This window comes from Marinilactibacillus kalidii (genome assembly GCF_017599325.1).
GTDB lineage: Bacteria > Bacillota > Bacilli > Lactobacillales > Carnobacteriaceae_A > Marinilactibacillus > Marinilactibacillus kalidii.
Window position 1 is genome coordinate 1 of sequence record NZ_JAGFVM010000053.1, and the last position, 11851, is coordinate 11851.

At 33.0% G+C, this 11851-nt stretch carries 15 protein-coding genes; 6 read left to right on the plus strand and 9 right to left on the minus strand.

Annotation, left to right across the window (positions count from 1 at the left end; all coding sequences use genetic code 11):
- The 3 genes from J5J05_RS12580 to J5J05_RS12590 all read left to right on the plus strand — a co-directional run.
- Positions 1 to 285 (plus strand): helix-turn-helix domain-containing protein (locus tag J5J05_RS12580; protein ID WP_208560895.1); only part of this gene is annotated, 285 nt, incomplete at its 5' end.
- A gap of 58 nt (positions 286 to 343) precedes the next feature.
- On the plus strand, positions 344 to 547 hold the full coding sequence (locus J5J05_RS12585) for a hypothetical protein (protein WP_208560827.1): 204 nt from the start codon (positions 344 to 346) through the stop codon (positions 545 to 547).
- Positions 511 to 1377, plus strand: a complete 867-nt coding sequence (locus J5J05_RS12590) for an IS3 family transposase (protein WP_208560828.1) — start codon at positions 511 to 513, stop codon at positions 1375 to 1377. The genes J5J05_RS12585 and J5J05_RS12590 overlap by 37 nt, the downstream gene beginning before the upstream one ends.
- A gap of 63 nt (positions 1378 to 1440) precedes the next feature.
- Here the strand turns inward: J5J05_RS12590 and J5J05_RS12595 are convergent, their stop codons facing one another.
- The 6 genes from J5J05_RS12595 to J5J05_RS12620 form a co-directional block, all read right to left on the minus strand.
- Positions 1441 to 1767 (minus strand): hypothetical protein, encoded by a 327-nt coding sequence (locus J5J05_RS12595; RefSeq protein ID WP_208561019.1) that lies wholly within the window; start codon positions 1765 to 1767, stop codon positions 1441 to 1443.
- Between the two features lie 479 nt (positions 1768 to 2246).
- Positions 2247 to 2474 (minus strand): hypothetical protein, encoded by a 228-nt coding sequence (locus tag J5J05_RS12600; protein ID WP_208561020.1) that lies wholly within the window; start codon positions 2472 to 2474, stop codon positions 2247 to 2249.
- Positions 2475 to 2674: 200 nt separating this feature from the next.
- On the minus strand, positions 2675 to 2935 hold the full coding sequence (locus tag J5J05_RS12605; RefSeq protein ID WP_208561021.1) for a hypothetical protein: 261 nt from the start codon (positions 2933 to 2935) through the stop codon (positions 2675 to 2677).
- Between the two features lie 281 nt (positions 2936 to 3216).
- Positions 3217 to 3510 carry a hypothetical protein gene (locus J5J05_RS12610; protein WP_208561030.1) on the minus strand — a complete coding sequence of 98 codons (294 nt, stop codon included), beginning with the start codon at positions 3508 to 3510 and terminating at the stop codon, positions 3217 to 3219.
- A 36-nt stretch (positions 3511 to 3546) separates the two neighbouring features.
- Positions 3547 to 3783 carry a hypothetical protein gene (locus tag J5J05_RS12615; protein WP_208561022.1) on the minus strand — a complete coding sequence of 79 codons (237 nt, stop codon included), beginning with the start codon at positions 3781 to 3783 and terminating at the stop codon, positions 3547 to 3549.
- 14 nt (positions 3784 to 3797) lie between these two features.
- The gene (locus J5J05_RS12620; RefSeq protein ID WP_208561023.1) at positions 3798 to 4010 is read right to left on the minus strand and encodes a hypothetical protein; all 213 of its coding nucleotides are present in this window, start codon (positions 4008 to 4010) and stop codon (positions 3798 to 3800) included.
- Positions 4011 to 4105: 95 nt separating this feature from the next.
- On the opposite strand from J5J05_RS12620, the gene J5J05_RS12625 reads away from it, so the two are divergent.
- Positions 4106 to 4246, plus strand: coding sequence for a hypothetical protein (locus tag J5J05_RS12625; RefSeq protein ID WP_208561024.1), 141 nt, complete (start codon positions 4106 to 4108; stop codon positions 4244 to 4246).
- A 1215-nt stretch (positions 4247 to 5461) separates the two neighbouring features.
- Here J5J05_RS12625 and J5J05_RS12630 read toward each other — a convergent pair.
- Together J5J05_RS12630 and J5J05_RS12635 are read right to left on the minus strand one after the other, a co-directional pair.
- On the minus strand, positions 5462 to 5848 hold the full coding sequence (locus tag J5J05_RS12630; RefSeq protein ID WP_208561025.1) for a hypothetical protein: 387 nt from the start codon (positions 5846 to 5848) through the stop codon (positions 5462 to 5464).
- Between the two features lies 1 nt (position 5849).
- Positions 5850 to 6806 (minus strand): AAA family ATPase, encoded by a 957-nt coding sequence (locus J5J05_RS12635; protein WP_208561026.1) that lies wholly within the window; start codon positions 6804 to 6806, stop codon positions 5850 to 5852.
- Positions 6807 to 7497: 691 nt separating this feature from the next.
- On the opposite strand from J5J05_RS12635, the gene J5J05_RS12640 reads away from it, so the two are divergent.
- A complete protein-coding gene (locus tag J5J05_RS12640; RefSeq protein WP_208561027.1) occupies positions 7498 to 8991 on the plus strand; it encodes a primase C-terminal domain-containing protein in 1494 nt (497 codons plus the stop codon).
- A 635-nt stretch (positions 8992 to 9626) separates the two neighbouring features.
- Positions 9627 to 10010 (plus strand): hypothetical protein, encoded by a 384-nt coding sequence (locus J5J05_RS12645; protein ID WP_208561028.1) that lies wholly within the window; start codon positions 9627 to 9629, stop codon positions 10008 to 10010.
- A gap of 827 nt (positions 10011 to 10837) precedes the next feature.
- On the opposite strand, the gene J5J05_RS12650 is transcribed toward J5J05_RS12645, so the two are convergent.
- Positions 10838 to 11851, minus strand: a 1014-nt coding sequence (locus J5J05_RS12650) for an IS256 family transposase (protein WP_208561029.1), incomplete at its 5' end; no start/stop codon positions are given.

Here is an 11851-nt window from a genome sequence, read left to right on the forward strand (position 1 = left end):
GAATTTAAAAATAAAATTGTAAAAGAATATTTAGATGGTCCTTTGGGCTATACCTTGTTAGCTAAAAAATATGGTATTCCTAGTATCTCGCCTATCAAAAAATGGGTTCACCGCTTCAAGCATTTAGGTAATGAGGGATTAAGAAGGAAAGAGTCAAAGGAGGTCTACTCTGTTCATTTTAAATTAGATGTAATACAATTTATGAAACGAACAGGTGCTTCTTATCAAGAAACAGCTCATTCCTTCGGAATCAGAGAAGATTCCATTATAGCGAACTGGAAATAGAGCTTTCAGTAAAGAGGGAATAGAAGGCCTGAAACCAAAAATTAAGGGGCGACCTTCTATGTCAAAACAACCTAAAAAACAGACAGAAAAAGATCTTCAAAAGATGTCTAGAGAAAGAGAATTAGAACGAGAAAATGAGCTTCTCCGATTGGAGAATGCCTACTTAAAAAAATTAGAAGCTTACGAGAAGAACCCGAATGCCTTTCTCGAAAAGCACAAGCAACAGTGGCATTCGAACTTAAAGAAGAAGGATACAAATTAAAAGATGTGCTTGTAGTGATAGGGATTCCTGAGGCTACCTACCACTATCATATGAAATATTTGAATAATAAGAATGATGATTTATCCTTAAAGGAACTTATTTCAAAGCTTTTTTACCAATTCAAAGAGCGATATGGATACAAAAGAATTACAAAAGAATTGAATAAATCTGGCATAACGATTAATCACAAAAAAGTTTATCGATTGATGAAAGAACTTAATCTGAAATGTATAAAATTCACACGCAAAACACGTAAATACAACTCGTACAAAGGAACAGTAGGCAAACTAGCAAGAAATCTTTTAAACCGACGGTTTTCTACACCATATCCTTTACAAAAATTGGTAACAGATATCACCGAATTGAAGTGTCTTAGAGACGAAAAACTCTATCTCAATCCTATTATGGATTTATATAACGGAGAAATCATTTCCTTTGGCATCAGTAAACGTCCTGTGTTAGATCTCGTTGTGCAACCTTTAGAAAAAGCGATTCAAGTGATTAAAAATAACGCTACCGTTCGAACGACCATCCACTCTGATCAAGGATGGCATTACCAGCATAAAAAGTGGAGAAATTGCCTGAAAAAAAATAAAGTATTTCAAAGTATGTCTCGTAAAGCAACTTGTTCTGATAACGCTGTGATAGAAAATTTTTTCGGCATTATGAAACAAGAAATGTATCACGGAGAATCTCTATTGACATATGAGGAACTTAAGAAAGAAATCGAGGATTATATCGAATGGTATAATACAGTTCGTGGAAAACAAAAATTGGCTGGTTTAAGTCCAGTTGAATACCGAACAAAAACCAGCCAAATGGCTGCATAATATTAAACTCTAACTTTTAGGGGTAAGCACCCATTACGAATTTATGTAGACTGCTTTTTTATATTATCTGAGTACTAAAAGTTCATTTAGTTTTTTGTCAATTTTAGCATAATATTTCTTAAACGTTGTATCTCCTGCGATAGAAGAAAGAAACATGACGAATTCTAATGAAGATTCTTCGTTTGGTTTAGCTTGATCGTTAATTATAGTGTTTTCTGAGGGATTCATTAACAACTTGATAGCATGTAATTTTTCTACATAAATATGTTCCATGGCTAAGAAAGAAGCTATTGTCTGTTCTGAATCAAACTCTTTAATCACTTTAGTATCTACTTTATGAGTCGCTATCCACTTGTCATTTTTCTTAACTACATTATATTGAGACTGCATTTAGTTTCTCCTCTTTATATATTTTGAAATATCATTTATTTTGAAAAAATATTTAATAACGATTTATATAATTTTAGTCAACGAATCTGATAGTGTAGCCAATAAACTAAGACAGAACAAAATTCCAGCGCAAGGATAGAGTGTAAGTTCTAATTCAGGAGCAAGATATAAACCATGCTTTTCTATCATTTCGCCTGCTCTTTTTTTTATTAAAAGAGAAAGTGTAGCAAATACCAGTATAACTACAATGATTTTTGCAGTTGTAGTAATGTCAGATAAATCTACAACTAATAGATGTAAAAGCAGTATGAAAAAAAGAGAGAAAATACCGCATAACGCTGTAATTGTAGTAGCGATTATAGATAGAGTTAAAGATAAGATGTATTTTAGATTTAAATTATGAGTCATATTTTCAATTCAAAAATTTAAGTACTATTAACAAATCATATAGTAATTTTTTTAGTATTTTTTGAGTAATTTTATATCTCTAAATCATTAAGTTTCTGTAATAGTTCTTCTGTATCAGTTATCCATTCAGCTTTAAATTCAAGTGCTTTTTGTTTTAACGGTTCTCTTTTAGCGCACATCCAATAGATATCATTAAATTTTTTTGGCTCGTCTTCATAATTGGTATCTAATTTCGTTGTTTTAGTTACTTTTTTAAGCACTAAAGTTGTGTCACTTTTTCTAACCAAAAGGTTATACATGTATATTCTTCTCATTAATCAATTTCTGATAAAAAACACTACAATAAGTTCTTCAATTCTTTTCTTGATAAATTCCTTTCTGGAAAATATCTTTTCAGCATTTCAGATAACGCTTGCTCACCATGATTTCTCTTAAAAGTCATTTTATATACAGTCAAAGCAAAGTTGAGTTCTTCCTCTATCTCTTCCAATTAAATTACCTATCTTTCCTGAGAATAGTATCTATCGCTAGTTTCTTCTTTTTCAATAGTAGAGATTAACTCTTTTAAAGATCGGATTTTTTCATGAAAACTAAGTATTTCTGTATTTTCTTTATATGAATAATATTTTTCTATTTTTCCATTTACGATAATCATCTTAATCGGCATGGGCTGTATGTTGTCGATTAGATACTTTAATTGTTGGATCTTCAATTCAATAAATTCTTTGAGTTCTTTTTTAGTTACATATTCTTTAGACATACTATTTTTTTCACTTAAACCTTTCTTTAGTTTTATTGAACTTATTTATTATCGGTATTATTTTGAATCTCACAAGTCATTAAATTGATCAAAAATATCTGCACAATCGTCATACCAGATTCTCGTACTTTTTAGGTACGGCTTAACAAACGTTGCTAATTCGTTATCTACTTTCATTCTTTCTAAAAATTTCTCGGGAGATTCATTTATAGAGCCTAACAGAGCTGTTCTGCAAGACTTTACTAAAACCAGCTATTTGCTTTTACTTCTTCTTTATTCATTTATAGCAACTCCTTATCTTCTTCAGTATTTTGTTCAGCAATGTACTTTTGAATCTCTTTCGCATAATCTTCAAGAAACACCTTGTCAGAATTGACTGTTTCTACATATTTGAGTTCTATAGCGTATTTAGTTAAGAGGTCTGCATTTTTAAAACTCATTTTTTCTATACTACTGACTTTCTTTTTTAAATCATGTATTGTCGCCTGAGGAATGCCTGATTCTTTATGAATTCTATAAACGCTTTTTCCGCTAGCGTGCAATAACCACTCAATCAATTTCTTATCAGCTAACATAACAAATTTCCCTTCTTTAAAGACGAAGGGAAGGCTCTACCCCACCTCTTCGTCAATCCACTCGCTAATTCTATTGTAAAGGTCAGTTGGTGACTCGTCACTAATAATTTTAAATTCGCTATCATAGCTATCGTTGAATTCACTAGCGAGTTCTTTAGTATCTAAGTCTTCCTGATAGTATTCAGCATGTTCGTAAAAGTAGCCTTCTGTTTCGGTCAATTTCATTAATCTAATTCTGATAATAGCACCTTTTGTGTTTTCGCTAAGTAACATATAATTCTCTCCTTTTAATTAGGTAACCAATCTTTTTCCGAACCACCACAAGCTATAATTTGTCTTCTTGCTGCAAAATCCCAATCTGCTTGTTCTATCAATCTAATAACCGCTTCAAAACTTACTTCTAGGAGTTTTAACTTTTTCTCCTTCAGATCAGAAACAATCTGTAATGAGACACCTGAGCTTTTAAAAATATCCTCATTTGTTCTATCACTATCAAACAATAGCCAACTTATATTCTCTACTGACATAATTCGAGATTAAAAATAAGAACAAACGTTCTTGTTTTGGTATAATAATATAGGAAGGAGATCATGTAATGAAAAAAGAAGAGGTGATCCTTTTAAATCCAGAAAAATTAGGTTACAAAGATCGAGGTAAAATGAAATGGCAGGATATTTATACTCACACATCAAACAGAAGCTATAAAAGCCTTAAATCAGGAGTATGCAGATATTGAGGTAAAAGCTAAAGAAGAAATGTCGATGAAAGCAGTATCTGAAGTGCTTTATATAGCATATGTAACTAAAAAGCCAATTGTAATACAAGTTAAAGTGTTAAAGAACAGAAAATTTTATCCTGATGTATAAGCGCTTGTGGTTGGATATTTGAATGATAAAATAATATTACAAGTTAGAAAAAAGATGGGGAAGAAGTCGTTAAAAGAGTGACTCTTGATTGGATTAGAAATGTTGAATTTTATGATGTTTTGAAATGGAGTAGAAAAAGATAACTCAAGAAAGAACAGTACAAACGTGCTGTTCTTATATATATATGTGACTATGAAGACAGTAACTTTATTTTTGGAACATTCGTACCTAAGTGTATATTAATGGAGACGATGGCGCTGGCAAATCCACTTATATTCTAAAAAAATGATTTGCATTAGCAGCACAAGTTACCGCAAAGTGTAGTGAAAAAGAGGTTCTAAACCTAAGATTTTAAATTAAACCACAACATATTGTGTGTAAGCGGTATATATAGAGTTGAATTTACTATATACAGTGTTTTAGACTTGAATTTTTTCTATGATAATGTAGAATAATAGGTACGTTGGTAGTGCACTTAGCAACCCATTTTCCAGATGTCAAAGGAGAGAGGGTAATACAATCAACAACAAACATACAAACAGAAATCTCCTCTTCTTAAAGAGGAGTACCGCATGTCGCTTTACGAAACGTTGGCTTTACTAAACGCCAACTCAGTACTGGCTGTTGCAATTATAGCAGCTAGTATTGCGTATATGGCTTATGTTAACAATCGTTAAGGTAAGCTAGGAGACGCAAAAAAACACCACGATTAAGCTTCCGAAGGCTGTGTGGTGTAACTTTGCTATATATCAACTGTCGAGGATACTACTGTGAGGGACGCTAAGTGCCGCACCAATCGTAGTATCTTTTTTGTGTACAATGACTACATGTAGTCATTGACTATAATTGTATTATATACTTTGTAATACTCTCGTGCAAGAGTTTCGCCCAACTTGGCGATTTGGATAATTGTATTAAAGAGAAAAGGAGAAAAAGAGAAAAAGAGAAATTCATGTATAGTAATACATTGTACTGAAAAGTTCATAAAGGTTAATTAAAAAATGATTTGTTAAATGTAATAAGGAGAAAAAGAGAAAAAGAGAAAAAGAGAAAAAGAGAACAGGGAAAATCCTGATCTCTTTTTCTTATCCTAAAAATTTATTATTTTGAATACTAGAAATAATCCTTTGAGCTCTTTCGTCATAATTGTTTTCGTAGTAAAACTCTGCCATATTACGCAAAGTCTCGTATGCTTTTGCACCTTCAAAGTCAGAAAAAATTTCGATTAAAGATTTAATATCAGGATCTGCTTTTATAGTTTTTCTATCTTTAGCTGAATACTCTGCATTAAAGTTAATGCTCGTTATATCTGTTTCTACTTTAGAATAATGTTTAGTTGATTTCTTTTTAGTAATAGTCTCTTTTTTGTCTTTAGCTATCGTATCAGAATCTAAAGATTTACTAAATCGAGATTCTGATACTGGGTTTTCAACGATGGGTCTTTCCTTCTTTTTTCTATTAGTAAGAGCCATTTTAAGCACCTGCTTTCGGTTCGAATGTTCCTAGATCTAATCTGCGAGAAAAGTCAGTTAGCTTATTGCCGTCTAGATACGTAGGTTGATAACTGTAGTCTTCAGGTATATCCCCTAACTTTTCAAATAATTTAATTCTTTCCTCAAGCTCTTTAAAAATATCAGCAAACAAAGCGAAAACTTTTCTATCATGGTGGTCTATTACTGTAATACCATACTCAGGATAATCGTCAATTCGCTTCTGATTATTCACTATTGCATTGAAAGTGAAATTCTCGCCAAATGCTTCTTTCGTTTGAGCAATAATTGATTCGTGTAAGTCTCTTTTAGGTTGAAGTAAAAATGGTAATAGTCCTAATACTTCACCTTTAAAATCCTCTCCGAAGTCGTCTATTAAAGTTTGTAAATATACGTTTATAATATCTAAAGATCCTTCAAAGGAATAGGTTTTGGTCTCCTGAGGTATAACGAAGTAATCCGCACATACCATTGCGTTATCAACTTTAATATCAGTACTTGGGCCAACGTCAATCCAAATATAATCATACAATTCTCTTAAAGGATCAAGCATTTTTGAAAAATGAAAAGTACGTTGTTTTGTAACTTCAGCAACGTGCTGAGACGTATCGTTTTTAAAAGGATAGAGCAATTCTAGATATAACCCGTACTTTGCCATATCACCACCACCGGCTATCATATGTAGATTAGGCGTTAGTTCCACTATTGCACTTTTTAAGTCATTATCTCTTACGGCACTGATAACCGTAGAGGGGAAACCTTTGTCGAATGTTTTTCCCATAATACTAGTTGCATTCGCTTGCTTATCAAAGTCTATTAAAAGACATTTATTGTTGAACTCTTCATTGGGTAAAGAAGCGATGATGGCTTCAAAGGATGTAGAAGTTGTTTTGCCAACGCCGCCCTTCTGATTTGCATTTATTATAGTCTTAGCTGTCATATGTAAAGTACCTCCGTATAATGTAAAGTTTCTCCTAAAAACAGTATATCATAGTTGTAAATGATTACAATAGGAAAATGTATTAAGGAGAAATTTCTCAAAATATAGAGATAAGATTTACCAAAAGAGAAAAAGAGAAAAAGAGAAAAGGAGAAAAAGAGAAAATTTAATTTCGTTTCTCTTTTTCTCCTAATTACATTTCTCCTAAAATAACTTTCAAATTAGTATTGTTTACTTAAAAAAAATTACAAATGTCTATTAAAAGAGAAAAGGAGAAAAGGAGAAAAGGAGAATTTTCTCCTGAATAATATTAAAAGAGAAAAAGAGACTTTTCTCTTTTTCTCCTGTTTTTTTTTTGACTTATCTCTATTTACATAGTTTTTTTTGTCCGTTATGGTGTGCTTATAGAAAAATAAAAAAGAGACGGAAGAATATGATTTATGAGAATCATACTCTCCAGAATCACATAACCAACTTTATGTGTTCCTGCTCGCCTCTAGGGTTTATAAGTGGCTGGTAACCACTTATGAAATTTAGTTTGTGGACGGATGGTATTCCGTTCGCTACTTATTCTAGCATACTAGGGCGAGCACTTCAATTTAGTAGGGTCTATTTGAATTTAGTGTAGACCTATCGACCTTTGAAGAGAATACAGTAAGTATATGTTCTCTTTTTTGGGAAGGATAAGTACATGATTGAAGAAAATAATACATATAAATTAATCCTGAAAAAAGGTTTACTCACATATAAGTTTAAGAACAGCAAAGGTTGCCCACCCAACTTTAAAGAAGCTCCTGGTAAAAAAGGCGTGACTTTTGCTTTTCGTAATAAAGAAAGTATGATCCAAGCTAAAGGGTTCATCATTGGTTCAGAAGAGGCCATTTACGAGAATAAAGAAAAATTATCTCACTGGACACCAAATGTTTACAGCTGGGGTGGATACATAGATCCAAATAGAAAACATGTTATGGGTTTCTTTGAAGAAAACTTACAACAGATCAATACGTTCGTAATTGATTTTGATTGTTCTAAAGAGAATGTAAGCAGTGACGATATCTTAGTAGCTGGGCTTGAACTCAATACGGTCCCTACGTTGATCCTAGAGACCCCTAACGGCTATCAAGCTTACTTTGTGTTGGACCAACCGAGCTATATTTCTAAAGCAAATGAGTTCAAGTCTTTGAGAACCAATAAGGCTATTGCGAGATCCTTAAAAGTAGCTTTTTCAAAAGAAATTGAAGGGGTGGACTTTGGCTGCAATCCTTTTGGCATTTTTAGATTCCCACGTGAAGATAATATTGTCTACTATGATCCGACGAACGTATTCGATTTCAAAAAGCTCATGGCTTGGTCCATGAAAATTAGTGATGATCAAAAACAAGAAAGACAGTTACTTCAGAAAGACAATTTTAGAAACACTGATTTTAAACAAACAAAAACGAGCTGGTTTAGAAGCTTATTGAACGTGAAGACCATAAAAGGTGGTAAAGGATTGCTGGGACGAAATTCCGCAGTTTTTACGGCTTCTTTGGCGTGCTACTCTTCAAAAATGGAAAAAGAGGACTGTATTGACTTAATGGACGAGTTCAATACATTTTTGGCGAACCCATTATCTGATAGAGAAGTGAAGAAGATCGTTAGATCCGCTTATTCTGGGCGTTATAGTGGCGCTTCTGCGCAGTATATTCAAGTATTAGAAGAACAGTGGGGGATCTCTCAAGATCGCTCTGAGAGCTTAAATAAAGGCGTATGGTATAAGTTCGCAAAGCCCAGAGAAGAACGTGAGAAAACGCATTATTCAGAATGGCGAAAAGATTTAATTCAGTTAATCGAAAAAAAAACCAAAAACCAACAAGCCTTTATTCAGATGACAAGAAAAGAACTGATGAAAGAGCTAAATATCCCTGAATCAAGCCTTAAAGACCTTTTAAGAATGCTGAAGGAAGATCACTACATTACTATTCAAACAAAGCCAGGAAGAGGCGGCTACACACGTCTAGGGACAACTAAAAGTATCGTCATTAGTTTATTAGGGCAAAAGAAAGAACAGTATGCGAAACAGAAAAAGGACTTGGTGAAGAGTCTACCTAAAGCAGAAAGAATCATTGAAGAAGTAGAAAACATTCAATTTAAAAAGAGAAATTGGAATCCAAACAACCCTTTAGAGATCATCAATACTTCTTGATGATTAAAAGGGACGAACTGCCTATTACTTATTTCTAGTATACTGTTATACTGTCTTGTCTCTTTTATGGTGCTTTTTATTGTTGTTATCTTTTCTAGTTTTGGCTTGGTACTTATAAGCTATTTTATTTAGGGGTTTGTATAGCTGTCGAGGTTACTCTTATTTTTAAGGAAATTTCTTATATGATTTTTTATTTTATTACTTGAAGGTAGATAAATTAGTAGATATTGTTGTTATTAAAGGGGAGGAAGTTATGGAATTTGATGATATTTTGGAGTATAAATTTGTTCCTATCTATGTCTAAATATGTGCTGCAGTGTGCTTTAAATCCAGTAGTATTTAAACACCATCTTTAGATACTAAAATGCACCTTGCTCTTATGAATACGAACATCAATCAAAATGTCTGTAAAGTTCACAAAAATAATTATATGATGAAAAAAGATTTGAAAGAAATTAGGGATTAAGAGTATATGTCTAAGATAATGATGGGCTTAATTAGAATAAACAGACTCATTCAATGATGTATGTTCATTTGAGCTAAGATTGTTTACATAAATTTCATATAAAACAACGTTATTATACAAATATTAATAGGAAATGGAACATAATATTTTTGAAAGCTGGTGATATATTTTGAAAAAATTCATACGTCTGATTCTTTTAGGATGTTTAATTTTTTTCATAGCTTTACTTATCCGAGGAAGAGTTATTCAAAGCTATCATGGATTTATTAAGATTACTGATAAGCAAGTAATTGAACATAGATTTATTAAAGATAAGTATGTAATAAAAGTTGATTATCCTGGTGAAGAATTTCAAATAAAAATGGCTAAGTCAAACAAATTAGAATATACGAGTGATATCTATTCTAATATAGGTGAAGAGATATTAATTGAAGAGATCTGGAGTGAGTTTGAAGTAGATGAAATGAATTACGTGCACATGAATAGAAAGGGTTTTTTTGGGAATGATTTTAAGATTGTATTTTTCAATTCAGGATTAGAGGTTATTGAATAGATATAAATTTCTATCTGTAGTTAGCCACCTTTTTCAAAAAAATATCTCCACTTAATTGTCAGTTGTTCAATCAGTTATTGGAAGAAGTTACTCGTCATTTGGAAGCACTAACTTGCTTAGACTATATGGCATAAAGAGCGTGGAGCACGAGCATAATAGTCGTGTAGAGTTTTACAGCTAAATTTTTTTACTGGTAGTTGTTCATCTATTCTCAAGTAGTGGGGTTCACTAAATTGACGTCCCATTTGGAATAAATCGACTAATAAACGTATGCTGCTTATCCTGTACTAATATCGTAGTTAGTCGAATAATAGTCATAAAATTTACCATTTGGCTTTTGACGGTTAAGTTGAGTAATCGTTCCACGATGAACCTTGTTATTAATCGTTTGCGGAAAATTTGCCAGAGTCTTCGAAATTATATGAGTGGACTAGTTATCGGCTTCCAAAATGGTAGTTTGCGATTGTTCTGAATAAGCTAATTGTTTCTCTTACGTATTGATATGTTTTCTTTAGAGCACGTCATATGAATTTATTCTGTCTATTGAAAGTTAGGGGGAGCTTCAATATAATATGAAATTCATATGAGTTTTTTATTGGTGAGCTTAAGTGGCTAACCTATAAAATCTAGCTAAATTAATCGTATTAAAATTTACATCAGGTACATAAAGATCTCTTTTTTTAGTACATATATCTAGTAACTATATATAGTTTTTAAATTTTTTTAACTGAGAAATGACAGAATGAATAGTTTGTATGGTTCATAAAGAGAAAAAAAGTCAAGTCCAGACTTCTGTGTAAAATGTACGATACTTTGTTTCAGTCTGATTAGTTTGATTCAAACTGGATATATTTTCTCGGAGAACTGATCCAGTTTTCATGCACGTCCATCAGGACGGCTCCAATTAAGCGATTAGCTGAAGCAGTATTGGGGAAAATACGGATGATTTTTTCTCTCCGTCTGACTTCCTCATTCAATCGTTCGAGTAAATTTGTGCTCTTCAATCGGTTATGGCTTTTGCCTAAAACAGTGTACTGGAAGGCATCTTCGAAACCTTCATCTAGTGTTCTACAGGCCTTTTGATACTTTGTTTGATCAACGTATTCTTCAATCAACGCATTTTTAGCCTTACGGGCTAAATGGATATCTGAGAATTTGAAGATTGCTTTGACTGCTTCTCGAAAAGGTTTAGAACCTTTCTTAGGAACGGTACTTAAAATGTTTCGCATAAAGTGAACCTGACATCTCTGCCATGAAGCGTGCGTGAAAGAAGTTTGAATAGCGGACACAAGTCCTTTATGCGCATCAGAAATCACGAGCTTGACGCCAGCTAGTCCTCTGTTTTTCAGGTAGTCGAAGAATTTCGACCAGGTTTCACGACTTTCTTCATTTTGAAGCATAAAGCCAATGATCTGGCGATCGCCGTCTTCAGTAATGCCTATAGCGATATGGCAGCTTTGAGAGAGGACGCGCTGTTCTACTCGTGCTTTTATGTAGAGAACATCTACCATAAGGTAAGGGAACTTCGTTCCTACTAGTGTTCGATTCTGCCAGTCTTTAACGATCGGATCTAATTGAACGGTCAGAGAAGAAACAAAAGACTTAGAGACCGATTTTCCACACAATTCTTCTACGATCTGAGAGACTTTACGAGTGGAGACGCCGGATACATACATCTCTAGCATAGAAGCTAGCAATGCTTTTTCATTTCGTTGATACCGTTCAAAAACAGTCGGAGAAAAGACACCGTCTCTTGTCCTCGGAACCTTAAGTTCCAACGTTCCTACGCGTGTTGTTAATGCTCTTTCGTAGTAGCCATTCCGCTGTCCCGTTCGATTCTC